Origin of the sequence: Sphingomonas sp. PvP056 (assembly GCF_040549155.1) — a bacterium.
Classification (GTDB): domain Bacteria; phylum Pseudomonadota; class Alphaproteobacteria; order Sphingomonadales; family Sphingomonadaceae; genus Sphingomonas.
This window is the reverse complement of record NZ_JBEPST010000008.1, coordinates 132403-159397: the sequence shown is the minus strand read 5'-3', so window position 1 is coordinate 159397 and position 26995 is coordinate 132403. Positions and strand designations below refer to the sequence as shown.

The 26995-nt window shown below is 66.1% G+C and carries 28 protein-coding genes; 11 read left to right on the top strand and 17 right to left on the bottom strand.

Features of this window, described 5'->3' with window-relative positions:
- Positions 1–99: 99 nt before the first annotated feature.
- Positions 100–786 carry a GNAT family N-acetyltransferase gene (locus ABIC17_RS17945; RefSeq protein ID WP_354284165.1) on the bottom strand — a complete coding sequence of 229 codons (687 nt, stop codon included), beginning with the start codon at positions 784–786 and terminating at the stop codon, positions 100–102.
- A gap of 129 nt (positions 787–915) precedes the next feature.
- Here ABIC17_RS17945 and ABIC17_RS17940 point away from each other — a divergent pair, with 129 nt between their 5' ends.
- Positions 916–3660, top strand: coding sequence for a [protein-PII] uridylyltransferase (locus tag ABIC17_RS17940; protein ID WP_354284163.1), 2745 nt, complete (start codon positions 916–918; stop codon positions 3658–3660).
- 297 nt (positions 3661–3957) lie between these two features.
- On the opposite strand, the gene infC is transcribed toward ABIC17_RS17940, so the two are convergent.
- The 4 genes from infC to ABIC17_RS17920 form a co-directional block, all read right to left on the bottom strand.
- Positions 3958–4461: a translation initiation factor IF-3 gene (gene infC / locus ABIC17_RS17935; protein ID WP_232283442.1), complete on the bottom strand. Its 504-nt coding sequence runs from the start codon at positions 4459–4461 to the stop codon at positions 3958–3960.
- A 280-nt stretch (positions 4462–4741) separates the two neighbouring features.
- On the bottom strand, positions 4742–6733 hold the full coding sequence (thrS, locus tag ABIC17_RS17930) for a threonine--tRNA ligase (protein WP_354284161.1): 1992 nt from the start codon (positions 6731–6733) through the stop codon (positions 4742–4744).
- Between the two features lie 166 nt (positions 6734–6899).
- A complete protein-coding gene (locus ABIC17_RS17925) occupies positions 6900–8201 on the bottom strand; it encodes a methyl-accepting chemotaxis protein (RefSeq protein WP_354284159.1) in 1302 nt (433 codons plus the stop codon).
- A 98-nt stretch (positions 8202–8299) separates the two neighbouring features.
- Positions 8300–9115 (bottom strand): LD-carboxypeptidase, encoded by an 816-nt coding sequence (locus tag ABIC17_RS17920; protein ID WP_354284157.1) that lies wholly within the window; start codon positions 9113–9115, stop codon positions 8300–8302.
- A 46-nt stretch (positions 9116–9161) separates the two neighbouring features.
- Here ABIC17_RS17920 and ABIC17_RS17915 point away from each other — a divergent pair, with 46 nt between their 5' ends.
- From ABIC17_RS17915 to ABIC17_RS17880, 8 genes are all read left to right on the top strand, one after another.
- Positions 9162–10568 carry a glutamate ligase domain-containing protein gene (locus ABIC17_RS17915; RefSeq protein WP_354284155.1) on the top strand — a complete coding sequence of 469 codons (1407 nt, stop codon included), beginning with the start codon at positions 9162–9164 and terminating at the stop codon, positions 10566–10568.
- A 22-nt stretch (positions 10569–10590) separates the two neighbouring features.
- Positions 10591–10833: a DUF6356 family protein gene (locus tag ABIC17_RS17910; protein WP_131532120.1), complete on the top strand. Its 243-nt coding sequence runs from the start codon at positions 10591–10593 to the stop codon at positions 10831–10833.
- A 146-nt stretch (positions 10834–10979) separates the two neighbouring features.
- Positions 10980–11708: an alpha/beta fold hydrolase gene (locus tag ABIC17_RS17905; RefSeq protein WP_354284152.1), complete on the top strand. Its 729-nt coding sequence runs from the start codon at positions 10980–10982 to the stop codon at positions 11706–11708.
- The gene (locus tag ABIC17_RS17900; protein ID WP_354284150.1) at positions 11705–12466 is read left to right on the top strand and encodes a tetratricopeptide repeat protein; all 762 of its coding nucleotides are present in this window, start codon (positions 11705–11707) and stop codon (positions 12464–12466) included. The genes ABIC17_RS17905 and ABIC17_RS17900 overlap by 4 nt, the downstream gene beginning before the upstream one ends.
- Before the next feature lie 209 nt (positions 12467–12675).
- Positions 12676–13092, top strand: coding sequence for a VOC family protein (locus ABIC17_RS17895; RefSeq protein ID WP_354284148.1), 417 nt, complete (start codon positions 12676–12678; stop codon positions 13090–13092).
- Complete coding sequence (gloB, locus tag ABIC17_RS17890; RefSeq protein WP_354284146.1) at positions 13092–13826, top strand: hydroxyacylglutathione hydrolase; 735 nt, start codon at positions 13092–13094, stop codon at positions 13824–13826. Before ABIC17_RS17895 ends, gloB begins: the two co-directional genes overlap by 1 nt.
- 52 nt (positions 13827–13878) lie before the next feature.
- Entirely contained in the window at positions 13879–14289 is a 411-nt protein-coding gene (locus tag ABIC17_RS17885; RefSeq protein WP_354284144.1) for a hypothetical protein, read from the top strand.
- Positions 14286–14678: a DUF6491 family protein gene (locus tag ABIC17_RS17880; RefSeq protein WP_354284142.1), complete on the top strand. Its 393-nt coding sequence runs from the start codon at positions 14286–14288 to the stop codon at positions 14676–14678. The genes ABIC17_RS17885 and ABIC17_RS17880 overlap by 4 nt, the downstream gene beginning before the upstream one ends.
- 117 nt (positions 14679–14795) lie before the next feature.
- Here ABIC17_RS17880 and hslU read toward each other — a convergent pair whose 3' ends face one another.
- The gene (hslU, locus tag ABIC17_RS17875) at positions 14796–16091 is read right to left on the bottom strand and encodes an ATP-dependent protease ATPase subunit HslU (RefSeq protein ID WP_354284140.1); all 1296 of its coding nucleotides are present in this window, start codon (positions 16089–16091) and stop codon (positions 14796–14798) included.
- Between the two features lie 170 nt (positions 16092–16261).
- Entirely contained in the window at positions 16262–16813 is a 552-nt protein-coding gene (gene hslV, locus ABIC17_RS17870; RefSeq protein WP_354284138.1) for an ATP-dependent protease subunit HslV, read from the bottom strand.
- Positions 16814–16915: 102 nt separating this feature from the next.
- On the opposite strand from hslV, the gene ABIC17_RS17865 reads away from it, so the two are divergent.
- Positions 16916–17080, top strand: coding sequence for a hypothetical protein (locus ABIC17_RS17865; RefSeq protein ID WP_354284136.1), 165 nt, complete (start codon positions 16916–16918; stop codon positions 17078–17080).
- A 39-nt stretch (positions 17081–17119) separates the two neighbouring features.
- Here ABIC17_RS17865 and ABIC17_RS17860 read toward each other — a convergent pair whose 3' ends face one another.
- Positions 17120–17509, bottom strand: coding sequence for a hypothetical protein (locus tag ABIC17_RS17860; RefSeq protein ID WP_354284134.1), 390 nt, complete (start codon positions 17507–17509; stop codon positions 17120–17122).
- 104 nt (positions 17510–17613) lie between these two features.
- Positions 17614–18036 carry a hypothetical protein gene (locus tag ABIC17_RS17855; protein WP_354284132.1) on the bottom strand — a complete coding sequence of 141 codons (423 nt, stop codon included), beginning with the start codon at positions 18034–18036 and terminating at the stop codon, positions 17614–17616.
- Positions 18037–18152: 116 nt separating this feature from the next.
- Between ABIC17_RS17855 and ABIC17_RS17850 the strand changes: the two genes are divergently transcribed.
- Positions 18153–19151 (top strand): ligase-associated DNA damage response exonuclease, encoded by a 999-nt coding sequence (locus tag ABIC17_RS17850; protein ID WP_354284248.1) that lies wholly within the window; start codon positions 18153–18155, stop codon positions 19149–19151.
- A gap of 21 nt (positions 19152–19172) precedes the next feature.
- Here ABIC17_RS17850 and ABIC17_RS17845 read toward each other — a convergent pair whose 3' ends face one another.
- From ABIC17_RS17845 to ABIC17_RS17810, 8 genes are all read right to left on the bottom strand, one after another.
- On the bottom strand, positions 19173–20330 hold the full coding sequence (locus ABIC17_RS17845; protein WP_354284130.1) for a glycosyltransferase: 1158 nt from the start codon (positions 20328–20330) through the stop codon (positions 19173–19175).
- Between the two features lie 179 nt (positions 20331–20509).
- On the bottom strand, positions 20510–21442 hold the full coding sequence (locus tag ABIC17_RS17840; protein WP_354284128.1) for a phosphotransferase: 933 nt from the start codon (positions 21440–21442) through the stop codon (positions 20510–20512).
- A gap of 256 nt (positions 21443–21698) precedes the next feature.
- Complete coding sequence (gene rpoN, locus ABIC17_RS17835; protein ID WP_354284126.1) at positions 21699–23204, bottom strand: RNA polymerase factor sigma-54; 1506 nt, start codon at positions 23202–23204, stop codon at positions 21699–21701.
- 25 nt (positions 23205–23229) lie between these two features.
- Positions 23230–23952 (bottom strand): LPS export ABC transporter ATP-binding protein, encoded by a 723-nt coding sequence (gene lptB, locus ABIC17_RS17830; protein ID WP_354284246.1) that lies wholly within the window; start codon positions 23950–23952, stop codon positions 23230–23232.
- A gap of 232 nt (positions 23953–24184) precedes the next feature.
- Positions 24185–24721, bottom strand: coding sequence for an LptA/OstA family protein (locus tag ABIC17_RS17825; RefSeq protein WP_354284124.1), 537 nt, complete (start codon positions 24719–24721; stop codon positions 24185–24187).
- A gap of 5 nt (positions 24722–24726) precedes the next feature.
- Positions 24727–25362 carry an LPS export ABC transporter periplasmic protein LptC gene (lptC, locus tag ABIC17_RS17820; protein ID WP_354284122.1) on the bottom strand — a complete coding sequence of 212 codons (636 nt, stop codon included), beginning with the start codon at positions 25360–25362 and terminating at the stop codon, positions 24727–24729.
- The gene (locus ABIC17_RS17815) at positions 25355–25975 is read right to left on the bottom strand and encodes a ribonuclease D (RefSeq protein ID WP_354284120.1); all 621 of its coding nucleotides are present in this window, start codon (positions 25973–25975) and stop codon (positions 25355–25357) included. Before ABIC17_RS17815 ends, lptC begins: the two co-directional genes overlap by 8 nt.
- Before the next feature lie 31 nt (positions 25976–26006).
- Positions 26007–26801 (bottom strand): TerC family protein, encoded by a 795-nt coding sequence (locus tag ABIC17_RS17810; protein WP_354284118.1) that lies wholly within the window; start codon positions 26799–26801, stop codon positions 26007–26009.
- Between the last annotated feature and the right edge of the window lie 194 nt (positions 26802–26995).

Here is a 26995-nt window from a genome sequence, read left to right as displayed (position 1 = left end):
GCCCAGGTGCGGGCGTTTTGCCAACGAGGCGCAGCGATCGATCGACCAGCCTTGCGCTCCTGGGCCCCGGCCTTCGCCGGGGAAGCATGGTTTAGACGATCACTCCCGCCGCACTACCGTATAGGTCATCTCCCGCCGCGGCTCGAACCCCAGCGCGCGATAGAGCGTCACCGCGGGATTGTCGGGGAAGGTGTGGAGGATCACCCCCTCCCCGCGCGACAAGAATCGCGCCATTACTGTTTCCATCAACGCCCGCGCGAACCCGTGTCCGCGAAAGTCGGGATGCGTGCAGACCGCGCTGATTTCGCTGAACCCCGGCAGTTTGAGCCGCTCGCCTGCCATCGCGACCAGCCGTCCGCCGCGCCGCACGCCGACATATCCGCCCTGCAGATGCGTCGCGGCGAAGAACGGCCCCGGTGCGGTGAGCGTCGCGAGCGCCAGCATCTCGGGCGCATCCGAATCCCCCAGCGTGACGATGTCGAGCGCCCGCGCGGTACGATGCAACCGCGTCGCGACCATCTGGAGCAAAGCGCGCTCCTGCTCCACGACCGTCTCCGGCAGCATCGCGGCGCGACCGACCGAGAACCGTCCGAGCGTCGTGCCGACGGGGACCAGCGCAGCGAGCGCCGCCAGTGCCTCGAACGAATCATCCGCGGCATCGCCGAGCGCGTTGACGTCGGCGCGAAAGCGCAGCGCGCGCGGATCGCCGATCGCAAGCGCCGCATGGCGTCCGATCAGGCTGTGCCAGATCGGGCGGTCGAGCATCATCGTGTCGGTTTCGATCATCGCGGTGTCCTTGCCCCGAAGCGTTACGCGACGCTTCCCATCGGTTGCGACCAAAGCGGAACACCCCGCCGGCACGTCCCCCGCGTCAACACGCGTGACGCGCCCGCGCGCGCACCCTATCTACCGGAAATGCCCTCCCGTTTCGAATCCCTTCCGCAGCGCCGTGCGATCATCGACCGGCGGACCCTCGCCGATGCCATTGCCGCGCTGGAAGGGGACGCCAATACCCTCCGCGGCGGGGCGTTCGGCTTGCTCAAGCAAGCACTCGATGCCGGGCGCGCCGAAATCGGGCGACGGCTGATCGAACATCCGTCGCGCGGGCTGGAAGCGGCGGCGGCGCAGGCGTTCCTGGTCGATCAGCTGCTGCGATTGCTCTACGACTTCATGGTCCAGCGGATCTATCCCAATCCCAACCCGACCACTGCGGAACGCATCACGATCATCGCGGTCGGCGGCTATGGGCGCGGCGAGATGGCGCCCTATTCGGACATCGACGTCGGCTTTCTGACGCCCGGCAAACAGCCGCCCTGGGCGGAGCAGGTGATCGAGGGCATGCTCTACACGCTGTGGGACATGGGCCTGAAGATTGGCCACAGCAGCCGCTCGCTCGACGAGATGGTGCGGCAGGCAAAGAACGACGTGACGATCCGCACCGCTTTGCTCGAGGCGCGCTATGTCTGGGGCGACCAGGCGCTGTATGAGGAAGCCGCGCAACGCTTCAAGGTCGAGGTGCAGGCGGATACCGCGCGCCAGTTCATCGCGGACAAGCTCGCCGAGCGCGACGTGCGGCACAAGAAGATGGGCGACACGCGCTATGTCGTCGAGCCCAACGTCAAGGAAGCCAAGGGCGGCCTGCGCGACCTGCACACGCTCTTCTGGATCGGGAAGTACGCGTATAACGTCACCGAGCCGGGCGAACTGGTCGAGGCGGGGCTGCTCAGCCGCGACGAATATCGCCAGTTCCACCGCGCCGAGAACTTTCTGTGGGCAGTGCGCTGCCACCTCCACGCGATCGCGAACCGTGCCGAGGACCGGCTGACCTTCGACCTGCAACGCGAGATCGCCGAGCGGATGCGCTTCGCCGACCGGCCCGGCAAATCCAAGGTCGAGCGGTTCATGCATTTCTACTTCCTCCAGGCGCGCACTGCGGGCGATCTGACGGGGGTGTTCCTCGCGCATCTCGACGAGAAATTCGCGGCGCGCGGGCGGCGCTTCGGGTTCCCGGTGCTGCGCCGGTCGCCGCGCAAGCTCAACGGGTTTACGCTGGTGCGCGGGCGGCTTGCGCTACCGGCCGATGACTTCCTTGCGGAGAAGCCCGTGCGGCTGATCGAGCTGTTCGCGCTGGCCGACAAACATGGGCTGGAAATCCACCCCCTTGCGATGCGCGCGGCGTCGCGGGATGCGAAACTGGCGGACGAGATCCGGCAGGACCCGACCGCCAACGCGCTGTTTCTCGACGTGCTGACGTCCCCGCGCGATCCCGAGGCGGTGCTGCGGTGGATGAACGAGACGGGTGTTTTCGGGCGCTTCGTTCCCGACTTCGGCCGCGTCGTCGCGCAGATGCAGTTCGACATGTACCATCACTATACCGTCGACGAGCATACGATCCGCGCAATCGGGTTGCTGGCGCGGATCGAGCGCGGTGAACTCGACGCGGACCATCCGCTGTGCGCGGGCGTGTTCCCGCAGATCGTGTCGCGCCGGGTGCTGTATGTCGCGGTTCTGCTCCACGATATCGCCAAGGGGCGCGGCGGGGATCATTCGGTGCTGGGGGCGGAAGTCGCCGAGCGGCTCGCGCCGCGCTTCGGGCTCAACCCCGCGGAGACCGAGACGGTCGCGTGGCTGGTGCGCTGGCATCTGCTGATGTCGGCGACCGCGTTCAAGCGCGACCTGTCCGACTTCAAGACGATCCTCGATTTCACCGACGTGGTGCAAAGCCCCGAGCGGCTCCGGCTGCTGCTGGTGCTGACCGTGGTCGACATTCGCGCGGTCGGGCCGGGGGTGTGGAACGGGTGGAAGCGGCAGTTGCTCGCCGACCTGTACGATGCCGGCGAGGAAGTGCTGCGGCTCGGGCACAAGCAGAAGGGGCGGACCGAACGGATCAAGGCCAAGCAGGCTGCGCTGTGCGGCACGTTGCAATGGGACGATGCGACGTTCGACGCACTCGTCGCCAAGCTACCCGAACCTTACTGGGTCGCGGAGCCCGAGGATGTCATCGCAGACAATGCCGCGCTGATCGTCGAGGCGGGCGACGCGCCCTTGTCGATTGCGGCGCGAGTCTATCCCGAACGCGGCGCGACGCTGGTGACGGTCTATGCCGCGGATCACCCCGGGCTGTTCTACCGGATTGCGGGGGCGATCAACTTCGCGGGTGGCAACATCATCGATGCGCGAATCCACACGACGCGCGACGGCATGGCGCTCGACAATTTCCTGGTGCAGGATCCGGTCGGACGGCCGTTCGACGAAGCGGCGCAGCTTGCCCGGCTCAAGATCACGATCGAGGATGCGTTGGCGAATCGCGTCAAACTGGTCGACCGGCTGATGGCCAAGCCGCTGCCGCGGACTCGCGCGGAAGCTTTCCCGATCGCGCCCAACGTGTTGATCGACAACAAGGCGTCGAACCGGTTCACGGTGATCGAAGTCAATGCGCGCGACCGGCCGGCGTTATTGCATCAGCTGGCGCACGCCTTGTTCCAGTCGAAGGTGACGATCCACTCTGCGCATGTCGCCACCTATGGCGAGCGCGCGGTGGATACGTTCTATCTGACCGACCTGACCGGCGAGAAGATCGGCGCGAGCGGGCGGCTGCGCACGATCGAACGCCGCCTGCTGGGCGCGGCGGCGGGGGAACGGATGGTCGAGGCGGCCTGATTGTAACGCTGCGCTTCCCCGGCGAAGGCCGGGGCCCAGTTGCGCAGGGTTTGGTAATGCGCGCTGCGCTCCCCACACCTGCCTGTCCTGCTGGGCCCCGGCCTTCGCCGGGGAAGCAAGTCTGCTGACTTCGGCGCGAGGATGATCGGTGGCTCGTTTAGGCGGCTTACCGCACATCTTCGCTTCCCCCGGCGAAGGCCAAGGCCCGGTCGCGCAGGTTTTGGTAATGCGCGCCGCGCCACCAACACCCGCCTGTCCCGCTGGGCCCCGCCCTTCGCCGAGGAAGCAGGTCGGTCGTTACTTCGGCGCGAGGACCATCAGCATCTGACGGCCTTCCATGCGCGGATAGGCCTCGACCTTGGCGGTCTCGGTCACGTCAGCCTGGACGCGCTGGAGCAGCGCCATGCCGAGCTGGCCGTGGCTGAGCTCGCGGCCGCGGAAGCGGAGCGTGATCTTGACCTTGTCACCTTCGTCGATGAACTCGAGCACCTTCTTCATCTTGGTGTCGTAATCGTGGTCATCGATGTTCGGACGCATCTTGATCTCCTTGATCTCCTGCGTCTTCTGCGACTTGCGTGCGAGGTTCGCCTTTTTCTGCGCCTCGTACTTGAACTTGCCGACATCGAGGAACTTGGCGACGGGCGGATCGGCGTTGGGCGACACCTCGACCAGGTCGAGACCGACCTCGCGCGCCTGCTCCATCGCCTCGCGCGTGTACATCACGCCAAGGTTCTCGCCGTCCTGGTCGATCACGCGGACCTTGGCGGACTGGATGAATTCATTGAAGCGAGGGCCATTCATCGGCGGCGCCTGGCGGTTCATCGGGGGTCGGATAGGTGTAGCTCCTCTGGTCGTTGACAGGTGTATATAGGGGTTTTTCGAGCAAAACGAAAGATGCGCTCGTGCAGGATGTGACGATCCGGGAAGGCGCGTCTCTTGTTGGAAGACTCCCCTCCCCTTCAGGGGAGGGCTGGGGGTGGGGAAGTGTCTCACCGAGCGTGGCGCTTGTGACTGCCCCACCCCAACCCCTCCCCTAAAGGGGAGGGGCTAAGAAGAAGCGCCCCCCCTTATCGAGCAGGCGTTACAGGTCCGGGGCCTTGGCGGCTTCGGTCAGCATCGCGATCGCGTCGTCCAGCGTCAGGAACTGCTGCCGGTCGCTGCCCAATTGCCGCAGCGCGACCTTGCCTTCCTCGGCCTCGCGCTTGCCGACGACGAGCAGGTTCGGGACCTTCGCCAGCGAATGCTCGCGCACCTTGTAGTTGATCTTCTCGTTGCGCAGATCGGTCTCTACGCGGATCCCCGCCGCCTTGAGCTTCTCGGCAACCTCGCGCGCATAATCGTCCGCATCCGACACGATCGTCGCGACCACCGCCTGCACCGGCGACAACCACAGCGGGAAGCGCCCGGCGTGGTGCTCGATCAGGATGCCGATGAAGCGCTCGAACGTCCCCAGGATCGCGCGGTGGAGCATGATCGGGCGATGGCGTTCGCCGTCGGCGCCGACATACGAAGCGTCGAGTCGCTCGGGCAGCACGCGGTCCGACTGGATCGTGCCGACCTGCCACGTCCGGCCGATCGCGTCGGTCAGGTGGAATTCGAGCTTGGGCGCATAGAAGGCCCCCTCGCCCGGCAGTTCCTCGAACTTCGCCTTGATCGAGTCGCTGAGCTTGGACCCGAGCACTGCCTTGCGCAGCTCGTCCTCGGACTGGTCCCACATTTCCTCGGTGCCGAACCGCTTCTCAGGGCGCAGCGCGAGCTTGACCGCATAGTCCTCGAACCCGAGGTCGCGGTACACGCTGTCGAGCAGCTCGCAGAACTGCTGCACCTCGGTAACGAGCTGATCCTCGCGCACGAAGATATGCGCGTCGTCCTGCGTGAACTGGCGGACGCGCATGATGCCATGGAGCGCGCCGTGCGGCTCGTTGCGGTGGCAGCAGCCGAATTCGGCCATGCGGATCGGCAGGTCGCGATACGATTTGATCCCCTGGCGGAAGATCAGCACGTGCGCCGGGCAGTTCATCGGCTTCAGCGCCATCATGTCGGCATTGTTGCTGACGATCGCGGCGTCATCGTCGGTGTTGGGGATCTCGTCGGGCACCACGAACATGTTCTCGCGATACTTGCCCCAATGGCCCGACTGTTCCCACTGGCGCGCGTCCATCAGCTGCGGGGTCTTGACCTCGGCATAGCCCGCCGCGTCGAGCCGGCGGCGCATATACGCCTCGAGCTGCCGCCACAGGATGAAGCCCTTGGGGTGCCAGAACACCGAACCCTGCGCCTCGGACTGCAAGTGGAACAGGTCCATTTCCTGCCCGATCTTGCGATGGTCGCGCTTGCCCGCTTCCTCGAGCATCGTCAGATGCGCGTCGAGCTGCTTCTTGTTGAGCCAGCCGGTGCCGTAGATGCGGCTGAGCATCGCGTTCTTCTGGTCGCCGCGCCAGTAAGCGCCCGACACGCGCGTCAGCTTGAACGCGTTGGGATCGAGCTTGCCGGTCGAGACCATGTGCGGTCCGCGGCACATGTCGAGCCACTTGCCCTGACGATAGATCGTCAGTTCCTCGCCATCGGGCAGCTCGGCGGCCCATTCGGCCTTGAACGTCTCGCCCTGCTGCTGCCACGTCTCGATCAGCTGCTCGCGGCTCCACACTTCGCGGACGAACGGCTCGTTGCGGCCGATGATGGCGCGCATCTCGGCCTCGATCGCGGGGAGATCGTCGTCGGTGAACGGGCGGTCCTTCGGCGCGAAATCGTAATAGAAACCGTCGTCGGTCGCCGGGCCGAAGGTGATCTGCGTGCCGGGGAACAGGTGCTGGACCGCTTCCGCCATGACGTGCGCGAGATCGTGGCGCGCCAACTCCAGCGCATCCGCCTCGTCGCGCGCGGTCACGAGCGCGAGCGCGCTGTCGCCGTCGAACGGGCGCATGATGTCGCGCAGCTCGCCATCGACCCGCGCGGCGATCGCCGCCTTGGCGAGCCCCGGACCGATCGCCGCGGCGATGTCCGCAGGCGTAGTCCCCGGGGCTACCTCGCGGACGGAACCGTCGGGTAGCGAGATGCGGAACAGCGCGGACATGAGGACAAGGTCTTTCCGTGATGGATGGGAGCCGCGGCTTAAGCCGGGTGCGCCGATATAGGCAAGCGCGCGCGATCCGTCACCCTGTCGCGCACCCTGCGCCCGTGTCGAACGAAAAAGGGGCGGACCAACGGCCCGCCCCATGATGTTCAGCAAGTCTGACGGATCAGCAATGCCCGGCAACCGCAGCGGTCCGATGCGTCCGATCGACCCGGAAACGATCCGCCTGCGCAGCAAGCTGGACCACTTCGTTGGTCAGGTTGCGCGCTGCCGCCGACGTCTGTTCGACCATCGCGGCATTCTGCTGCGTGGACTGATCCATTGCATGGACCGCGGTGCTGACCTCGGTGATCGCACTCGCCTGCGCGGCATTGTCGGTGGCGATCTGCTCGGCGAGCTGTGCGGCCTGTTCGCCCGAACTCAGGATCACGCCGAACGCGTCGTCGACTTCCTGCACCGCATCGACCGCGGCGCCGATATCGATCCGCGTTGCGCTCAACTGGTCGCGCGCGCGTTTCGATTCCTCCTCGGCGCGCATTGCGAGCGCGCTGACAAGATCCGCGACGACCGCGAACCCGCGTCCCGCATCGCCTGCGCGTCCGGCCTCGACCGCAGCGTTCATCGCCAGCACGCGCGTCTGAAACGCGATCTTGTCGAGCCCCTCGATCACGTCGTCGATGCCCTTCGCGCTGGCCATCACGCGAGTCATCGCCTGCACCGCAACGTCAGTACGGCTGCGGCCTTCCAGCACCGCGGTCTTGGCCTTCTCGCTCGTCTCGACCGACTGCGTCGCGGCGCGCGCGGTCGCCTTCAATCGGGAATCGACCTGCTGGATCGCCGCGGCGGTCTGTTCCAGGCTTGCCGCGTTGCTTTCGGTGCGCCGCGCAAGGTCGTCGGACGCCTGCGCGATCTCGCTCGATCCGGTGTGAATGTTGCCGGTGCTCGCCATCACCGAGCCGAGCAGCGCGCGCAGGTTGCTCAGTGCCTCGTTGAAGCTCGCCTTCAGCGGTGCGTAGATCGCCGGATATTCCTCGACGATGTCGGCGGTCAGGTCGCAATTCGACAGGCGACCGAAATTGTCCGCCATGCGCCGGATGATCTGGGAATTGACCTCTGTCTGTTCGGCCAGCGCATGTTGTTCCTGCGCGGCAGCGCGGAACGTATACATCGCCTTGGTCATCCGCCCGACGCAGTCCTTATAGTCGGTGAACTCGATCGGACTGTCGAGATCGCCCGCGGCGAGCCCCTCCATCCGCACGACCGTGGTGACATACGGGACCGAGATCGCTTCGCGGAACAGATACGCTGCCGCCACCCCCACGCCCGTGCTGACGATGCCGACCCAGCGAAACAGGGTCGGGCTGAGGACGAGGCTGGCGATGTTGGTCGCGAGCAGCAAGCCGACGAATGTACCGAATGCGACCAGCAGCTTCAAACGGATGGGAGCGTCGGCCTTGAACCAGTTCATTTCCACGATCCCTGTATGGCAGGGACGACGCCCGCGGTCGTCCTCGGGCCATTCTAGGATGCCGCGGACATCTCCGGGCGCGCAGTGGCGTATTTGCGTCAGGCGACCCCGAACGGCACCACACGGTTGCCGCGGTAATGGCCGATCTCGGCGCGCCCCAGATACGGCACGCGCATCTCTCCACACCAGCGCTGGATCATCGTCTCGATCGTCTCGCCCCATTCAGGTTCGTTTGCCTGGACCGCGGTGACCTGCCCCAGCCGCACCCCGGCAATCCCCTTGAGCTGGGTGGCGTGCGCCATGGTGAACAGCATCCGGTCGATCCGGTAGAGCGGCTCGGACACTTCCTCGACGATCAGCACATGATCGGTCAGGTCGGGGAGCCATGGCGACCCGATCAGCGCGGTCAGGATCGCGAGGTTGAACGCCGCCGCCGGTCGCCCGTCGAGCCCGGGTTCGAGCACGGTGCGGTCCTTTTTCGTCAGCCACAGCAGCGCGCGGCTGAAGCCGACACCGCCGTCGCCGCTGCCCGCGGTCGACACCATCGGCCCATGCACTGGCCGCCCGATCCGGGCTGCGTAGAGCGCGCCGAGCACGAACCCCATATCGGAGAAGCCCATATAGGTCTTGCGCCGCGCCGCCTCGCCCAGCGCCGGAATCGCCGCCTGCAGGATCCGGTTCGACCCATAGCCGCCGCGCGCGAACCACAGCGCGTCGATCGTCGGATCGTTCGCCATGTCGACGAAGGCGGCGGTGCGCTCGGCATCGGTGCCCGCGAAATGCCCGTTGGACAGGAAACATTGCGGATGGACGACCAGATCCACCTCGGGCGCGATGATCGCCGCCAGCCCCTGCGCGCGTGCCGCCAGTGCTTCGTCGATCCCGCGCGCGGGGGCCACCACTCCGATCTTCATACCATTTCCTGTGGCGATTTATGCTGCCCCGCGATAGCGCCGCATCATGACCAACGGCAAACCCTACTTCCCGCCACGCTATTTCTTCGTCGGCATCGGTGGCAGCGGCATGATGCCGCTTGCGATGATCCTCGCCGGGCGCGGCGCGACCGTGGCGGGATCGGACCGGACGCTCGATGCCGGGCGGCTGCCCGCCAAGTTCGACGACCTCGCCGCCAAGGGCGTGACCCTGTTCGCGCAGGATGGCTCGGGCGTGACGTCGTCGGAGCAGATCGTCGTCGCCTCGGCGGCAGTCGAAGCAAGCGTTGCGGATATCGTCGCCGCCGAACGCGTTGGTGCGGCGCGGCTGAGCCGGCCCGAACTGCTCGCCTCACTGTTTAACGCGAGCGCGCTGCCGATCGGCGTTGCGGGGACGAGCGGCAAGTCGACCGTCACGGGCATGATCGGCTGGATCCTCCACGCCTGCGACCGCGACCCGACGGTGATGAACGGCGCGGTGATGAAGAATTTCGTCGCCGACGACACGCCCTTCGCCAGCGCGCTGGTCGGCGATGGCGAGGCGTTCGTCAGCGAGGTCGACGAAAGCGACGGCTCGATCGCCTTGTACCAGCCGCGGATCGCGGTGCTCAACAACGTCAGCCTCGACCACAAGTCGCTCGCGGAATTGCGCGCGTTGTTCGGCGCGTTCGCGGGGAAGGCGGAGACGACGATCCTCAACGTTGGCGATGCCGAGTCGGCGGCTTTGGCGCGAACGCTCGATCCCGCGCGGCTGGTGACCTTCGCGATCGACCAGAGCGCGGACCTGCGCGCAACCAACCTCGTCCCCGCACCCTCCGCGATCACCTTCGACCTAGTGGCGAAGGGCGAGACGCAGCGCGTCCGCCTGTCTGTGCCGGGCGCGCACAACGTTTCCAACGCGCTCGCGGCGCTCGGCGCGGCGCGCGCGGCGGGGGTGCCGCTCAAGGCGGCGATCAAGGCGATTGCGGGGTTCACCGGGCTCAAGCGCCGGTTCGAGCTGGTCGGCGAAGCGGGCGGCGTGACGGTGATCGACGATTTCGGGCATAATCCCGACAAGATCGCGGCGACGCTGGCGACGCTTCACGCCTTCCCGGGCCGGTTGCTCGTGCTGTTCCAGCCGCATGGCTATGGCCCGCTCAAGGTAATGCGGGACGAATTGATCGCGATATTCCGCGAGCAATTGCACGACGACGACCGGCTGGTGCTGCCCGATCCGGTCTATCAGGGCGGCACCGTCTCGCGCGAGGTGACCAGCGCGGACATCGTGGCCGGGATCGGCGCGCGCGCGCTGCATATCCCCGATCGCGCCGAGGCGGCGACATGGCTGGTCGAGCAGGCGTGCCCCGGCGACCGGATTGTGATAATGGGGGCCCGCGACGATACGCTAAGCCAGCTCGCTGCCGACGTGCTGACCCGGATCGCGCAGCGCGGTTGACGCCGCTTTGAAGGAGACGCCCATGTTTCGACGCCTGTTCCTCGATCATCCCGCCACCGTCGGCGAAAGCTATACCGAGCATTTCGGCGTCGCGTCGCGGTTCGGGGTGACGATGATCGTCGGCGGTCTGGGCGCGGTGGTGCATGCGTTCGTGCCGGCGTGGTGCAAGACCAGCGGGAGCAGCACGGTTGCCAAGCTCCACCGCCAGATGGTGGTGAAACGCGGCGAGGTCGCACAAGTGCGCAGCGTCGATTACGTGATCTGACGGCCCCTACCCGACAACACTTCGTTCCCCCGCGCAGGCGGGGGCCCAGAGTTGCCGAGCGCAGCCCCCCGTAACCCTGGACTCCCGCCTGCGCGGGAGAACAGCGGTTAGCGCAAACACACCTTCCCCCATCCGTGAGTACCCCAATGACCACCACCAAAGCCGAACGCCCCCGGCTCGCGTTCCACCGTACCAAGGGGACCGGCCCGACGGTCGTGTTCCTGCCCGGCTACGCGTCCGACATGACCGGCAGCAAGGCGCTCGCGCTCGAAGCATGGGCGGTCGCGCAGGGCCGCGGGTTCGTGCGGTTCGATTATGGCGGGTGCGGCAAGAGCGAGGGCGCATTCGCGGACCAGACGCTCGCCGACTGGCGCGACGACGTGCTGACCGTGCTGGACCAGCTTGTCACCGGCCCGGCGATCCTCGTCGGGTCGTCGCTTGGCGGCTGGCTGATGCTGCTGGTCGCGCGCGACCATCCAACGAAGGTCGCGGCGCTCGTCGGCGTCGCGCCCGCGCCCGATTTCACCGACTGGGGCTTCACCACCGAGGAAAAACTGGCGTTGCTCTCCGAAGGGCGGATGGAACGCCCCTCGCCTTATGGCCCCGAACCGACGCTCTACACCCGCGCCTTCTGGCAATCGGGCGAGGCCAACCGGCTGATGTCGGGCGGAATCGCGGTCGATTGCCCGGTGCGCTTCGTGCAGGGGATGAAGGACGCCGACGTCCCCTACAACCGCACCGTCCGGCTCGCCGAGCTGGTTCGTTCAGCCGATGTGCAGGTGCATCTGATCAAGGACGGCGATCACCGCCTGTCGCGCGATTCCGATATCGCGCTGCTGATCCAGGCGATCGAGGATGTGACGCCCGCCTTATGATTCTGCTGCTCCTCGCCCAAGCCGTTACGCCCGCGCCGATGGGACCTGCGCCAGTCGGGCCCGCCTCGACCGAGCGCACGCGCTACGAGCATTGCGTCGCGCGGGCGAATAGCGACCCGGCGGGTGCGGAAGCCGAAGCAGGTGCATGGCGCGTCGCCGGGGGCGGATTCCTCGCGAGCCAGTGTCTTGGCATGGCGTATAGCCGCGAGCAGCGCTGGTCCGCCGCGTCGGTCGCGTTCGAGACCGCCGCGACGGCTGCGGAAAAGGCCAAGGACGCGCGCAGTTCGGGCTATTGGGCACAGGCGGGCAACGCCTTTCTCGCTGCGGGTGACGCGAGCAAGGCGCGCGCGGCGCTCGATGCGGCGATCGCGAGCGGGACGCTGACCGGCATGGATTTGGGCGAAGCGCATCTCGACCGTGCGCGTGCGCTGGTCAGCGCGGACGACATGGAGGGCGCGCGCGACGACCTGGACCGTGCGCTCGGGGAAGTTCCCGCGGATCCGCTCGCCTGGCTGCTGTCGGCGACGCTTGCGCGGCGCACCGGCGACATGCCCCGCGCGCAGAAGGACATCGCCGAGGCGCTTCGCTTGGGCGGCGACGACAGCGACGTGCAGCTGGAAGCGGGTAACATCGCGGCCAAGGCGGGGGATGCCGAGGCCGCGAAGACCGCGTGGCAACAGGCGGTCGACCTGCGGCCTGACAGCGTGTCTGGCAAGGCTGCGGCGGCGGCATTGCAGCAGTTCAGCGGTGCGCGGTAGGCTTTTGATTGTTTTCTCTTCCCCGGCGAAGGCGGGGGCCCAGTCGAAATGGCCGAGGTAACCGAGCGCAGTCCTTCGTTAACGCCCGTTTCGCTCCTGGGCCCCGGCCTTCGCCGGGGAAGCGAATGGGATGGAATTGAACGCGTTCCCGGGGTGGCAGACCAACCGGCGCACCCCTATCTCACGGGGCAACCGCATGGGAGCCAACGATGAAGTACCTCCACACGATGATCCGCGTCACCGACCCGGTCGCGACGATCGATTTCTTCAAGGTCCTCGGCCTCGAGGAAGTCCGCCGGATCGACAATGAGAAGGGCCGCTTCTCGCTGATCTTCCTCGCCGCCCCCGGCGACCACGACGCACAGGTCGAGTTGACCCACAATTGGGATCCGGAACCCTATGAGGGCGGCCGGAACTTCGGTCACCTCGCGTACCGCGTCGAGAATGTCTACGAGAGCTGCCAGCGCCTGATGGACTCGGGTGTGACGATCAACCGCCCGCCGCGCGACGGCAACATGGCGTTCGTCCGCACCCCCGACAACATCTCGATCGAACTGCTCCAGGAAGGCGACCCGCTCCCGCCCGCCGAGCCGTGGTCGTCGATGCCCAACACCGGCGTCTGGTAATGGCCACCGATCTCGAGATCGTCTGCGTCCCAGCGCTCAGCGACAATTATGTGTGGCTGATCCACGACCCCGTCTCGAACGAGACGGTCGTGGTCGACCCGAGCGAGGCCGCGCCGGTCCTCGCTGCGGCCGATGAGCGCGGCTGGACGATCTCGCAGATCTGGAACACCCACTGGCACGGCGATCACACCGGCGGCAACGCCGCGATCAAGGCGCTCGGCGCGAAGGTCAGCGGACCTTTGGCCGAGGCCGACCGGATACCGACACTCGACACCGGCCTGCGCGAGGGCGACAGCGTGCAGATCGGCGCGCATGTAGCGCGCGTGATGGAGACGCCGGGGCATACCGCCGGGCATATCGTGTTCCACATGGCGGACGATGCGCTGCTGTTCAGCGGTGACACGCTGTTCGCGATGGGCTGCGGGCGGTTGTTCGAAGGCACTGCGGCCCAGATGTTCACCAACATGCAGCGGTTGGCGGATCTACCCGGTGACACGGCGGTCTATTGCGCGCACGAATATACCGCCTCCAACGGTCGCTATGCGGCGGTCGCCGAGCCTGACAATGCCGCAGTCGCCGAACGGATGCGCGATGTCGACGCCAGCCGCGCGGCGGGGCGGCCGACCGTCCCCACGACGATCGCGCTGGAACAGGCAACCAACCCCTTCCTTCGTGCGTCGTCCACGGAGCAACTCGCCGAACGACGCGCGGCGAAGGATGCTTTCCGGGGGTGAACGGTGTACGATCATCCCTGGCAGGGGATACGCCAGCCGGAGGATGATCGTGATGATTCGCCTGTTCTTACCCGTCTTGCTGCTGTCCGTAGGCAGCGCGGCCTTGTCCGCCGACACCCGTACTACCAGTCAGGAGCGTCAGGCCGCGAAGGACAAGGCTGAGCTCGACAAGCGTCTCGCCGGGCTCGTGCCGGGCAAGCCCGAGCAATGCATGCAACAGACGCGGTATCGCGACTCGACGCGGGTCGGCGATACGATTCTGTACAGCGCGACGAGGAACGATGTGTACCGCACCGACACCAACGGCGGCTGCTTCGGGCTACGCCGTGGCGACGCGATCATCACCCGTTCCTATACCGGGCAATTGTGCCGCGGTGACATCCTCCAGACGGTCGATCTCGTCTCGCAAATCCCGAGCGGGAGCTGCACGTTCGGGGCGTTCACGCGCTATCGCAAGCCATGATCCGCCCGACCCTTGTCGCGCTCGCCGCGCTGGCACTCGGGGCGGCCACGACCTCCGACACGCGCGATCTCGACGCCGCGCTAAAGGACCGGACGCCGGGTACGCCGCAACAATGCCTCCGCGGTTTCGGCAGCCAGACGCAGAACCCGCAGATCATCAGCGACCGTATCCTGCTGTATCCCGACGGCAGCCGGATCTGGCGCAACGATCTGCCCGCCGCCTGCCCGGGGCTGGAGCCCAATGCGATCCTGGTGACCGAGGTGCGGAGCGGGCAGCTATGCCGTAATGATCAGGTCTATACGCTGCAGCGCGGTGGGATCGGGATACCGGGGCCGCGGTGCCGGCTCGGCATGTTCACGCCGTACAGCAAGGTGAAGCGGGAGCGGTAACCCTACGCTCCGTTCGCCCTGAGCGAAGTCGAAGGGTCCCTTGCACCAGGAACACCGCCCGGGTTGAGCGCGGCTTCGACTTCGCCCAGCCCGAACGGGTGTGGGGCGGGAGGCCCCTTACAGCACGAACCGGCTGAGGTCGGTATTGCGCGCAATCCCCGCGAGATGCGTCTCGACATAGGCCGCGTCGATCGCGATCGTCTCCCCGCCGCGGTCCTCGGCGTTGAAGCTGATGTCCTCGAGCAGCTTCTCCATCACCGTCTGCAACCGCCGCGCGCCGATGTTCTCGACGTCGCCGTTGACCAGCGCCGCCATCTTGGCGATCGCGCGAATGCCGTCCTCGGTGAAGGTGATCGTCACGCCCTCGGTCGCGATCAGCGCGACATATTGCTGCGTCAGCGACGCCTTGGTGTCGCTCAGGATCGCGACGAAATCGTCCTCGGTCAGCGCCTTCAGTTCGACCCGGATCGGCAGGCGACCCTGCAGTTCGGGGAGCAGATCGGACGGCTTGGCGACATGGAACGCACCGCTCGCGATGAAGAGGACGTGGTCGGTCTTCATCGGTCCGTATTTGGTCGCGACCGTGGTGCCCTCGATCAGCGGGAGCAGATCGCGCTGAACGCCCTCGCGGCTGACCGAGCCGCCACGCACGTCGCTCACCGCGATCTTGTCGATCTCGTCCAGAAAGACGATCCCGTTCGCCTCGGCATCAGCCAGCGCGACGCGGCTGACCTCGTCCTGGTCGAGCCGCTTGTCCGCCTCTTCCTCGACCAATTTGTCCCACGCCTGCGGCACGGTTAGCTTGCGGCGCTTCATCTGGCCGCCGCCGAACGCCTTGCCCATCATCTCGGACAGGTTGATCATCTGCGCGCCGCCGCCGGGCATTTCGAACGGCATGTTGGGCGCGGCTTCCAGCTCGATCTCGATCTCGGTGTCGCGGAGATGGCCGTCGTGGAGGCGCTGCCGGAACGCCTCGCGCGTCGCCTCGCTCGCGCCCTTGCCGGTCAGCGCGTCGAGCAGGCGTGCGAGCGCGGCTTCCTCGGCCTTGTCCTTGACCGCGCTGCGGCGGCGTTCCTTCTCGAGGCGTACCGCTTCCTCGACCAAGTCGCGCGCGATCTGCTCGACGTCGCGGCCGACATAGCCGACCTCGGTGAACTTGGTCGCTTCGATCTTGATGAACGGCGCGTCGGCGAGCTTGGCGAGACGGCGGCTGATCTCGGTCTTGCCGCAACCGGTCGGCCCGATCATCAGAATGTTCTTCGGGGACACCTCGTCGCGCAGATCATCACCGAGCCGCTGCCGCCGCCAGCGGTTGCGCATTGCAACCGCAACCGCGCGCTTGGCGTCCGCCTGCCCGATGATGTGCGCGTCGAGCGCGCGGACGATGGCCTTGGGGGTAAGGGAGTCGTTCATTTGTCTCTCTCAAGCCCCTTCCCTTCAGGGGAAGGGGTCGGGGGTCTTTCTCAAGCCCCTCCCCTTCAGGGGAGGGGTTGGGGTGGGGCAGTTCCGGGTGATCAGGCGGGGGGGCATGTTTCACACGTCCCCACCCCAACCCCTCCCCTGAAGGGGAGGGGCTTTATGGCTCAGGGCGTTTCGATGGTTTCGACCGTCAAGCGGTCGTTGGTGTAGACGCAGACCTCCGCTGCGATCGCCATCGCCTTGCGGCAAATCGTCTCGGCATCCGCTTCGTAATCGACCAGCGCGCGCGCGGCCGCGAGCGCGTAATTGCCACCCGACCCGATCGCCGCGACGCCCGCCTCGGGCTCGAGCACGTCACCGTTGCCGGTCAGGATCAGCGTCACTTCCTTATCGGCGACGATCATCATCGCTTCCAGATTGCGGAGATATTTGTCGGTCCGCCAGTCCTTGGCGAGTTCGACCGCCGAGCGGAGCAGCTGTCCATGATGCTGCTCGAGCTTGCGCTCCAGCCGCTCGAACAGCGTGAAGGCATCCGCGGTCGCGCCCGCGAACCCGGCGATGACCGAGCCGTCGCCGAGCCGCCGCACCTTCTTGGCATTGGGTTTCATGACCGTCTGGCCCTGAGTCACCTGACCGTCTCCGGCGATGACGACTCGACCATTGCGACGCACGGACAGGATCGTGGTGCCGTGCCACACCGTTTCGTTTCCACTCATGGAGCGCGATATGGGGCGGCGGTGTGCGCGGTGCAATCGGTCCGCCGCAGCGGCGGAACATCTCGCGGGGATACCGCGTCTTTATCGACAGAGGAGACGATCATGCCCGACGCTATCAAACCGACCGAGACGCAGCCTGCCCCCAACATCTCGACCAAACATCAAAAGGAAGGCGATGCGCGCCGCCCGAGCGACACGCTCGACCGCGGTCAGGAAGACGCAGCCGACGATGGTGGGCGGAAGAGTTCGTTCACGAAAAACGCCTGAGAAACAGGTCCCCGGCCAGGCCGGGGACCTAACTTTCGGTCAGTTGGCTGCACCCGTCTGCGCATTCATCGTCCCGCGGTCCGACACGAGCGATGGCGCCGGGCCGGTCGCCGGACGCAGCGCTTCGCGTTCCGCCGGAGTCATCTTGGCGGACATGTCGGGGCGAAAGTCGGCGACCGCGCGGTCATCGGCGTTGCGGTTGGGATCGAGCAAGTCGGTCGGGACATGGCCTTCGCTCTGCGAGCCCGAGAGCAGCGCCGCGATCCGTCCGCGCGAAAGGAACGCCGCGATGCCCGCGCCTGCTGCCAGCGCAACCGCCCCGATCGACCAGGCGGTACCACTGCTCATCGGCTTCGCCTTGGGCTTTGGTGCCGGCTTGGCCTTCGGCTGCGGGGGCGTTTTCGGATGATGCTTGTGGGTCTTGCTCATGATGAACCTCTGTAAACTGTGAGGCCGGTCAACGGTTCATCGCCGGGAGCGTTCCGATCCGGTGGAACGCGACCCCAGGTGCGGGGTCGCGTTCCTCCAGTGGCTTAGCGGCAGCGCGTGTCGCCGCGATCCTTGTCGATCGCCTTGCCCGCGAGCGCACCACCGACGCCGCCGATCAGCGCGCCGAGCAGGCCCGAACCGCCGGGGGCAATCGCCGCGCCCAACGCACCGCCAGCTACGCCGCCGACGACAAGACCGGTCGTGCCGTCGTTACGGCGGCAATAATAGCGGCCGTCGCTGCCACGATAGACGCGATCGTTGTTCGCCAGACGCCGCTCCTGATACCGGCGGCGATCATCGCGGTAGTAACGCGACGCGTCATAGCCGTTGTACGCCGGATCGGGCCGGTCGTAATCATATTGGGCGTAGCGATTGTCGCTGTAGCCGCGCGGACGACCGCCGCCATATTCGTCGCAGCCCGCAACCAGCGTGGACGCCGCCAGCAACCCCAGAGTCAGTGCGCGCATCGGAATTCTCCTGTTCGTTACGCAGAGGGAATGCATGGCCCGCGGATTGGTTGCCGCTCGTCCTTTTGCACGATCCGGCAATGGCGCTCGGCGACCGTCGCCCCCACATGGTCTTCATGGCAAAGCTCGGCGACTGGATCGATCCGCAACCCCATGGCATTCACGTCAAACCCGCCGACGTGTGGGTCGACCCGTCGCGCCCGACGCCGCGCGCGCTGGTGACGCACGGCCATGCTGACCACGCGCGCGGCGGACACGGTGCGGTGTGGGCGACCCCCGAGACGCTCGCGATCATGGACGCGCGTTATGGTGAGCAAGCTGGGCACCCGGTCGCTTACGGCGAGACCCACGATTTCGGCGAGGTGCGCGCGACCTTCGTCCCCGCGGGACATGTGCTCGGCTCGGCGCAGATTCTGCTTGAATATCGCGGCGAGCGGATCGTCGTTTCGGGGGACTACAAACGTCGCCCCGATCCGACCTGCGCGCCGTTCGAGCCGGTGAAGTGCGACGTGTTCATCACCGAGGCGACCTTCGGGTTGCCAGTGTTCCGGCACCCCGATACGGGCGACGAGATCGACAAACTGATCGCCGCGCTGCACGCCAATCCAGATCGCTGCGTACTGGTCGGGGCGTATGCGCTGGGGAAGGCGCAACGTGTGATCGCCGAACTGCGACTGCGCGGTCACGCCGCGCCGATCTACATCCACGGCGCGCTCGAACGGTTATGCGCTTTGTATCAGGCGCATGGCGTCGATCTGGGCGAGCTGCGCCCCGCGACGACCGCCGCCAAGGCCGAGATGATGGGGCATGTCGTGATCGCGCCGCCGGGCGCGATGGCGGACCGCTGGTCGCGCCGCCTGCCCGATCCGATTACCGCAATGGCCTCGGGCTGGATGCGCGTGCGGCAACGCGCAGTCCAGCGCGGGGTCGAGCTGCCGCTGATCCTCAGCGATCACGCCGATTGGGACGAGCTGACCGACACGCTGACCGAGATCGCGCCCAAGGAAGTATGGGTCACGCATGGCCGCGAGGACGCGTTGGTCCACTGGTGCGCGACCCGGCAGATGAAGGCGCGCGCGCTGGCGCTGGTCGGCTATGAGGACGAGGACGAATAGCCTGACGCCACCCGGTCGGCGCTAGCGTGCGCCGTCCATCCATGCCAACCGTGCCCGGTGCATTGCGGACACGGTATAGGTCCGCGCCAGCTCGGCGATGCTCTCCGACAGTGCGACGCGCAGGTCCGGATCCGCGAGCGCGCGCAACCGTTCTGCCAACGCCTCGGCAGAACCTTGTGCGTACAGGATGCGGGGATCGAGCCCGAGCGAGCGGTACGGCGGCGTATCGGGGCATAGCGGGATGCACCCGCGACTGATCGCATCGAAGATCAATCGCGGCTGTTCGTCATTGAGGTTGGTCATCAGCACGATGTCCTGCGCGTCGAGAAACGCGAAGAAGCCTTCGGGATAGGGCACGCCCCCCATCATGCGGAACGCGCCCAGCCCGGCGTCCGCCGCCTGCGTCGCCAGGCGATCGCGCTCGGCCCCCTCGCCAATGATCGTCAATCCGGCGAACCGCTCCGGCCCGGCCTGGACGAACGCGGCGATGCCGATGTGGAACCCCTTCATTGCCTCGAGCCGCCCCGCCATGCAGACCCGCGCTGGTTCGCCCCGCCGCGGGCGCGGCGGGGCGATATCGGCTTGTTCGATCCAGCTCGCGACGCCGACATGGATCGTCCGCGCGACCGGTGCGATCAGCTTGCGCAGCCCCTCACCCACCACGAACACCCCCGCCGAGCGCCGCGCGAGCCAGCGCTGGGTCATCGACACGTCAAGCGAGCGCGCGCGCGCGCGAAGGCGATGCTGCAGCGACTTGCCCTGGGCGTTGATGATGTTGGTACGCGCCCGGTTGCTTGATATGCCGAGAAAGACGGGCTTCCCCTGCCGCTTCGCCAGCCGCAGGATTTGCCGCGACAGCGCCGCCGCGCGCCACCCGGCCTGGCCGGTGATCTGGGTAAAATCGGCGGCGGCGATCTGTTCACTCAACGTCGCGTCGGAAATCGCACCCGATACCGCAGGCACGACCGCGATCCGCGGATCGAGCGGCATCATCGTGCCCGGCATCGTCTCGACGCTGTCGCACACGATGGTCACATCGGCGACCTGCGCCTGCGCGTTGACGTCGCGCGCCCACAGGTCGAGCGTAAGCCACTGCGACCCCTGCCTGATCGCGGGGATCGGCGCGCTGACGAGAACGCGGAAGCGCCGGGTGCCGGAGGGATCGTCGACCAGATTCATCGTGTCATCGTCATGGATTGGTAACTTTCCTCGGCTAGTGATTGCGACAGACAAGAGATTGGCATCGCATGTTCGGTTCGTTGCAAGCTGTCTTCGCTCAGGCGAAGCACCGTCGGGAAATCGCAAAACTGCGGTCATGGGCGAACGCGCCCACCGACAGCGCTACCGAAGTGCGTCGCTCAACCGTGCGGACGCCCGCTTAACCCCGAATTGAGAAGCGCATAACAGTCCGCCGCCAGCGTGACGAAGCGTTCGCGGGGAAACTCGCCGAGCCGATCGGCATAATGGCCGAGCGCCCCAAGCAGATGCGCCATGACGGCATCCTCCCCACCCATCAGTTCCGCATACCAGCGCAGTTCGCTTCGGTATCGCGCGTCGGCGATGTTGAACGATTGCTTGAAGCGAACGAGATCGTAGATCCCGTAGCCATCGACTTCGCTGCCTGCCCAGTCGATGACGGCCAGACTGCCGTCGTCGCGCCGCATGACGTTGTTCCGCCACAGGTCGCCGTGCATTGGGACGTGCCACGGTCGGATCGCCCCGTCGCGCAACTGCCGCTCGATCCGTTGCGCCGTTTCGCGCACGGCAACGGGCAGATCGTCCATCCGGATCAGCGCATTCAGCGACGCGATGAACCGCCCGGGGTCATCCGGCGCGTGTGCCTTCCAGGCGGCAAGGTCGCGCAGCCACGGTAATATGTCGTCGGCGACCCGCTTCTTGTCGAGGAAGCGCCCCAGACGCCCGGCAGACAATGGCGTGCATCGCGGCAGCACGAGGAAGGACCGCTCCTCGAAATGGCCACTGCCGATGATCGGCAACAGTGTTCGGCTCAGCGATGCGGGAAGCGATTCCGCGATCCGCAGCATGGCGGTGCGTTGCACATCGGCTGCATCCGGATGCTCGAAGGGCGCGACGAACAGCACGAATTGCCGATCGATCAGGAAGATCGCGGCACCGTCCGCAACGCCGGACTCGGTGCGAATCACATCGACGTGGTCGACGGTTCGATCGCGGGCCGGATAGATCGCCTTGGCGATGATATCGAGGGTGGCGGCGTCGCCTCCCTGCCCTCCGGCGGGCGATGTTCGGGCTAGATACGCAGCAACAGACATCGGGTTTGCTAACCATAACGTACCCGGCGCACAACCGTAGCCGTATAAAAACACGTCTCCGACAGCGATCTGCAAGCCGATCTTAAGAGGGTGACGGTCGCTTTGCAATCCGGATCCGGACCGCGCGGACCCATTTCGTGGATGATTGCGCTACGACACGGGCGGGTTCGATCCCGGCGTCGTCCCTGGCGATACCGCGACGATGTGGATGCCGATTCGCGCGCGTGGAAGCGCGGTTGTTACGCAGCCAAGGTCGCTACCCCGCCCCCAGCGCCCGCGCTCGTCGACGCTGGACCGAACTGCCAATCCCCAGCGCCTCGCGATATTTGGCGACGGTGCGCCGCGCGATGTCGAACCCTTTCGCCTTGAGTTGCTCGACCAACGTGTCGTCCGACAGGATCGCGTCGCCCTCCCCCGCAATCAACGCCTTGATCGCGGATTTCACCGCCTGCGCCGAGACCGCATCTCCCCCGTCGGAGGACTGGATCGCGGACGTGAAGAAGTATTTCAGCTCGTACAGCCCACGCGCACAGGACAGATATTTGTTGCTCGTCACGCGGCTGACGGTTGATTCGTGCATCTCGATCGCTTCGGCGACCTGACGCAGCGTCATCGGTTTAAGATGCGCGACGCCGTTGAGGAAGAATGCTTCCTGCTGCTTCACGATCTCGGTCGCGACCTTGATGATCGTGCGCTGACGCTGGTCGAGCGCCTTGACCAGCCAGTTCGCGCTCGCGAGCATGTCGCCTAGCCACGCCTTGGATGCCTTGTCGTTCTTGCCCGCGGAGAGCTCGACGTAATAGGTCCGGTTGACCAGCACGCGCGGCAAGGTCGCCGCGTTGATCTCGATCCCCCAGCCATCCTTGCGCCGTGCGACGTACAGGTCGGGCACGACCGGCTGCGACGGTTCGCCCCCGAAGCGCAGCCCGGGCTTGGGATCATAACCGCGCAACTCGCGGATCATGTCGGCAAGGTCTTCCTCATCGACCTGGCAGATCCGCCGCAGCCGCGAAAGATCACCGCGCGCCAGCAGATCGAGGTGATCGAGCAGCTTCTCCATGCACGGATCGTAGCGATCGGCTTCGCGCGCCTGGAGTGCGAGGCATTCGGCCAGATCGCGCGCGCCGACGCCGGTCGGATCGAAGGTCTGGATCGTCGCGAGCACCGCCTCGACCTGCGCCACTGACACGCCGAGCCGCATCGCGATCTCACTCAGGGGTGCGGTGACATAACCCGATTCGTCGATCTGATCGATCAGATGCGCCGCGATGAACAGGTCGGGTCCGTCCACCGCGGTCCCCGCCTGCGCGAGCAGATGGTCCGACAGGCTGAGCGCGGTGGTTGCGAAGGCGTCGAGATCGGGGCCGTCCTCGCTGCCGGCACCACCGCTGGCCGAACCGTTGAGCCCAAGTGTACCGTCCATCCCTGCGCTGCCCGGCTGATCCGCGACGCTGTCGTGATGGAAGCTTTCCGCAGTGAAATCGACGTCGAGCGACGCCTCCCCCGTGTCGCCACCCTGCATCAGCAATTCGTCCGCGGGCGCAGGCTCGTCGCGCGGGGCGACGTCGGCCTCGCGTTCCTGCGTCGGGCCATCGTCGGGCGAATCGCCGGTTTCGAGCAACGGATTGCGCTCGATCTCCTCGGCGAGAAACCCCTCGATCTCGAGGTTGGACAGCGCGAGCAGGCGAATCGCCTGCTGCAACTGCGGCGTCATCACCAGCGATTGCGACTGGCGCAGGTCGAGGCGTGGCGCGAGTGACATTGCTAGCGAGCAACCCTCGTGCAGATCACAGCGAGAAGCCCTCGCCGAGATACAGACGCCGCACATTGGCGTCGGCCACCAGTTCGGCGGGCGACCCGGTGAACAACACACGACCATCGTAAATGATATAGGCGCGATCGACGATCTCGAGCGTTTCGCGGACGTTGTGGTCGGTGATCAGCACGCCGATCCCGCGCTGCTTGAGCTGGATGATCAGGTCGCGAATGTCGGCGATCGACAGCGGATCAATGCCTGCGAACGGTTCGTCGAGCAGCATGATCGACGGATTGGCGGCGAGTGCACGCGCGATCTCGGCGCGGCGGCGTTCGCCGCCCGACAGCGCCATCGCCGGCGACTCGCGCAACCGCGTCAGTCCGAATTCTTCGAGCAGCGTGTCGAGCCGGACCTTGCGTTCGGCCGGATCAGGCACGGCGAGCTCGAGCACGCTCAGGATGTTCTGTTCGATCGTCATCCCGCGGAAGATCGAGGTTTCCTGCGGGAGATATCCCAGCCCCAGGATCGCGCGGCGGTACATCGGGAGGCCGGTGATATCTTGCGAATCGAGCATGATGCGGCCTGAGTCAGGCTTCACCAACCCCATCACCGAGTAGAAGCAGGTCGTCTTGCCCGCGCCGTTGGGGCCGAGCAGACCGACCACTTCACCCTTGCCGACCGAGACCGACACATCGGTAAGAACCGGACGCTTGTCATAGGATTTGGCGATCGAAACGACCGACAGGCCGTTCATCACCGGCGCCTCTGCGATCGGTGGCGTGCTTTCCAGCGTAAGGCCCGGCGTGGAAGTCAGCGTATCGGTCATTGCCCGTCCCTGCTCGCATTTCGGTCTTACCGAAGCATTACCACGCGGCAACTGGCAAGCTTCGTGCATATCTTGGCATGCCCCGCCGCCCTACGCCATTCGCGCGCAACAAAAAAGCGGGACACGGCGGGACGCTTCGGACGTCCGCCCGAAGCCGGGACTAGTTGCGCTTGGGCACCGAGAAGGTGCCGGACACACGACCGTTGCTGGAGGTGGTTGTGCCGGGAGCGCTTGCGGACCCGCCGCCGCCAACCGACGAACCGTCGATGATCGCACGGCCGGTATCGAGGTTGATCGTCAGCCGGCCGCCATTGACGGTATTCCCCGCCTGAATCAGTGTCACCCCGCCGAGCATCGTGATGACACCCTTCTTAAGGTCATAGACCGCGAAGTTGCTGCGCGCTGTCTGCGTCGGTCGCGTGACGGTGACGCCGCCCGACGCATCGATCCGCTGTGCCTCGGGGGAGGCGCCCGTGCTGATCTGCCCGGCGTAGCTGACGGTCATGCGCTGTGCATTGAGCGTCATTTCCGCCTGCTTGACCACGACGTTGCCCGAGAACAGCGCGCGATTGGCCTTGTCCTGAAGTTCGATGTGATCAGCGTTGAGGTTGATCGGCGCCTGCGAATTGCGCCCCTGCGCGAAGGCCGGTGCCGCACAGGCGAGCGAAAGGGTCAGCAGGATCGTGGTGCGGCGCATGCGGCTTACTTCGTCCTTCGCGGCACGATCCGCAAGCGTGCATTACCGTCTAGCTTGACGATATGGCTTTCAAGATCCGCTTTCATCTGATTGGCGCTGAACGTTCCCTGCGGAACCATCCCCGAGACCGCCCCGCCGCTCTGGATCGTCTTGCTCTTGAGATCGAGCGTCGCGTCGCGCGTGGTGAGGTGATAGCCGCCGCTGCTGTCAACCTTGAGCGGGCCGTCGATCATCACTTGCTGCGTATCCATGTCGTAATGTCCACGGTCCGCGACGATATTGGCGGGGCCGTCGGTCAGTCCGATTTCGGCCGACAACGTCTGGAGGCGCAGGATCGGCTCGGCCGAACTCTTCTGCACCGCCGATCCGGCGTTGACCGCGAACGGCTGGCCCTTGTCGTCCTGCCCACGATAGGTGGCGGACTGGATCCGGATCCGCTCCTGCGCGACCGCGACCTTCTTCTTGTCGAGCAGGAAACTGACGTCGCCGCCCGCGTAGAGCGGGAGCACGACGACGAACGCCGCCATGATCCCGATCGCGACGGGCAGCACGACGCGCAACACCGCGACCGTCCGGTCGTGGCTGCTCCCGGGCGCGGCCCAGCGCTGACGCGCGCTGCGGATCGCGCCGGCGTCAGGCATGCGCGAAGATGTCGGTCTCGGGCCAGCCTGCCAGGTCGAGTTCGGCGCGGGCGGGCAGGAAGTCGAAACAGGCCTGCGCCAGTTCCATCCGCCCCTCGCGCGTCAGGCGGCGATCGAGTTCCTCACGCATCGCGTGGAGATAGCGCACGTCGGACGCGGCATATTCCTTCTGTGCCTCGCTCAGCACCGGGCCACCCCAGTCGGACGATTGCTGCGCCTTGGAAATGTCCTGCCCGAGCAATTCGCGGACGAGCTCCTTGAGGCCGTGCCGGTCGGTATAGGTGCGGATCAGCCGCGACGCGATCTTGGTGCAATAGACCGGCGCTGCGGTGACATCGAGGTAATGGCTGATCGCCGCCAGATCGAAGCGGGCGAAGTGGAACAGCTTGGTCCGCGCCGGGTCTGCCAGCAACGCGCGCAAATTGGGCGCCGCATAGTCACTGTCCGGGCCGAAGCGGACGAGATGCTCGTCGGGGCCGCCGTCGGACAATTGCACCAGGCAGAGCCGGTCGCGCGGAGTGATGAGACCCATCGTCTCGGTATCCACCGCAATGTCGACGCCGGGCGCGAACAGGTCAGCGGGAATGTCTTCTTCGTGGAGAGTTACGCTCATCGCCCGGCCCTAGCGGCGAATCGCCCGCCGCTCAATGGCCGGTCTTGTGCCCGCGGCCACGGCGTGCCGCGATGTTGAGCCCTTCGACCACGCCGGAAAACGCCATCGCCGCATAGATATACCCCTTGGGTACATGCACGCCGAAGCCATCCGCGATCAGCACCGCGCCGATCATCAGCAGGAACCCGAGCGCGAGCATCACCACGGTCGGGTTGCGCTCGATAAAATTGGCAAGCGGGGTGGACGCGAGCATCATCGCGCCGACCGCGACGACCACCGCGACGATCATGATCGGCAGTTGATCGGTCATGCCGATCGCGGTCAGGATCGAATCGAACGAAAAGACGATGTCGAGCAGCAGAATCTGGACGATCGCATAGCCGAACGAAAGCGTTGCGGGTGCCTTCTGGTCGATCACATCCGTCTGCGACTCGTCGGAGTCGTCCGGGTCAATCGTCTGGTGTATCTCGGTGGTCGCCTTCCACAACAGGAAGACTCCGCCCGCGATCAGGATAAGATCACGCACTGAAAAGGCGGTTTCGAACGACGGCTGGCCATGATCGTTGACCGCACCGGCCAGCCCGAGGTCGAACAGCGGATCGGTCAAACCGGCGATCCACGCGATCGTCGACAGCAGGACGAGTCGCAGAACCAGCGCGAGACTGATCCCGACACGCCGCACCCGCACCCGCTGGTCTTCCGGCAACTTGTTTGAAAGCAGCGAGATGAACACGAGATTGTCGATTCCGAGCACGACTTCCATCACGATCAGCGTGGCGAGAGCGGCCCAGGCGGCGGGGTCTGACAGGAGCGATAGGATCGACATATGCGGGCAGCGTGTGCCGCGCTTGCAACGCTGACGCAAGATCGCTGCGAGCCGTGCCCCAATTTGGACGAATTTGTTCGCAGCAGTTGTATTTTTAGGCTAACACGGATCTGTGTCACGAGCGGTTTGGTGCACAAAGCCTTGCGTCTTTCGTCCGGTGCAATGGTTGTTATAATGATGTCGGACGAAGCGGG

What these genes read in the sequence shown, in the direction of transcription:
- ABIC17_RS17825 (WP_354284124.1), bottom strand. Translation starts at nt 24,721, where the DNA reads ATGCGCCGCACCACGATCCTGCTGACCCTTTCGCTCGCCTGTGCGGCA.
- ABIC17_RS17915 (WP_354284155.1), top strand. Translation starts at nt 9,162, where the DNA reads ATGACCAACGGCAAACCCTACTTCCCGCCACGCTATTTCTTCGTCGGC.
- ABIC17_RS17850 (WP_354284248.1), top strand. Translation starts at nt 18,153, where the DNA reads ATGGCAAAGCTCGGCGACTGGATCGATCCGCAACCCCATGGCATTCAC.
- ABIC17_RS17860 (WP_354284134.1), bottom strand. Translation starts at nt 17,509, where the DNA reads ATGAGCAAGACCCACAAGCATCATCCGAAAACGCCCCCGCAGCCGAAG.
- ABIC17_RS17840 (WP_354284128.1), bottom strand. Translation starts at nt 21,442, where the DNA reads ATGTCTGTTGCTGCGTATCTAGCCCGAACATCGCCCGCCGGAGGGCAG.
- ABIC17_RS17880 (WP_354284142.1), top strand. Translation starts at nt 14,286, where the DNA reads ATGATCCGCCCGACCCTTGTCGCGCTCGCCGCGCTGGCACTCGGGGCG.
- ABIC17_RS17925 (WP_354284159.1), bottom strand. Translation starts at nt 8,201, where the DNA reads ATGAACTGGTTCAAGGCCGACGCTCCCATCCGTTTGAAGCTGCTGGTC.
- ABIC17_RS17845 (WP_354284130.1), bottom strand. Translation starts at nt 20,330, where the DNA reads ATGAATCTGGTCGACGATCCCTCCGGCACCCGGCGCTTCCGCGTTCTC.
- infC (WP_232283442.1), bottom strand. Translation starts at nt 4,461, where the DNA reads ATGAATGGCCCTCGCTTCAATGAATTCATCCAGTCCGCCAAGGTCCGC.
- hslU (WP_354284140.1), bottom strand. Translation starts at nt 16,091, where the DNA reads ATGAACGACTCCCTTACCCCCAAGGCCATCGTCCGCGCGCTCGACGCG.
- ABIC17_RS17900 (WP_354284150.1), top strand. Translation starts at nt 11,705, where the DNA reads ATGATTCTGCTGCTCCTCGCCCAAGCCGTTACGCCCGCGCCGATGGGA.
- ABIC17_RS17920 (WP_354284157.1), bottom strand. Translation starts at nt 9,115, where the DNA reads ATGAAGATCGGAGTGGTGGCCCCCGCGCGCGGGATCGACGAAGCACTG.
- ABIC17_RS17885 (WP_354284144.1), top strand. Translation starts at nt 13,879, where the DNA reads ATGATTCGCCTGTTCTTACCCGTCTTGCTGCTGTCCGTAGGCAGCGCG.
- ABIC17_RS17910 (WP_131532120.1), top strand. Translation starts at nt 10,591, where the DNA reads ATGTTTCGACGCCTGTTCCTCGATCATCCCGCCACCGTCGGCGAAAGC.
- gloB (WP_354284146.1), top strand. Translation starts at nt 13,092, where the DNA reads ATGGCCACCGATCTCGAGATCGTCTGCGTCCCAGCGCTCAGCGACAAT.
- hslV (WP_354284138.1), bottom strand. Translation starts at nt 16,813, where the DNA reads ATGAGTGGAAACGAAACGGTGTGGCACGGCACCACGATCCTGTCCGTG.
- ABIC17_RS17905 (WP_354284152.1), top strand. Translation starts at nt 10,980, where the DNA reads ATGACCACCACCAAAGCCGAACGCCCCCGGCTCGCGTTCCACCGTACC.
- ABIC17_RS17945 (WP_354284165.1), bottom strand. Translation starts at nt 786, where the DNA reads ATGATCGAAACCGACACGATGATGCTCGACCGCCCGATCTGGCACAGC.
- lptB (WP_354284246.1), bottom strand. Translation starts at nt 23,952, where the DNA reads ATGAACGGCCTGTCGGTCGTTTCGATCGCCAAATCCTATGACAAGCGT.
- ABIC17_RS17865 (WP_354284136.1), top strand. Translation starts at nt 16,916, where the DNA reads ATGCCCGACGCTATCAAACCGACCGAGACGCAGCCTGCCCCCAACATC.
- ABIC17_RS17815 (WP_354284120.1), bottom strand. Translation starts at nt 25,975, where the DNA reads ATGAGCGTAACTCTCCACGAAGAAGACATTCCCGCTGACCTGTTCGCG.
- ABIC17_RS17810 (WP_354284118.1), bottom strand. Translation starts at nt 26,801, where the DNA reads ATGTCGATCCTATCGCTCCTGTCAGACCCCGCCGCCTGGGCCGCTCTC.
- ABIC17_RS17940 (WP_354284163.1), top strand. Translation starts at nt 916, where the DNA reads ATGCCCTCCCGTTTCGAATCCCTTCCGCAGCGCCGTGCGATCATCGAC.
- rpoN (WP_354284126.1), bottom strand. Translation starts at nt 23,204, where the DNA reads ATGTCACTCGCGCCACGCCTCGACCTGCGCCAGTCGCAATCGCTGGTG.
- lptC (WP_354284122.1), bottom strand. Translation starts at nt 25,362, where the DNA reads ATGCCTGACGCCGGCGCGATCCGCAGCGCGCGTCAGCGCTGGGCCGCG.
- ABIC17_RS17895 (WP_354284148.1), top strand. Translation starts at nt 12,676, where the DNA reads ATGAAGTACCTCCACACGATGATCCGCGTCACCGACCCGGTCGCGACG.
- thrS (WP_354284161.1), bottom strand. Translation starts at nt 6,733, where the DNA reads ATGTCCGCGCTGTTCCGCATCTCGCTACCCGACGGTTCCGTCCGCGAG.
- ABIC17_RS17855 (WP_354284132.1), bottom strand. Translation starts at nt 18,036, where the DNA reads ATGCGCGCACTGACTCTGGGGTTGCTGGCGGCGTCCACGCTGGTTGCG.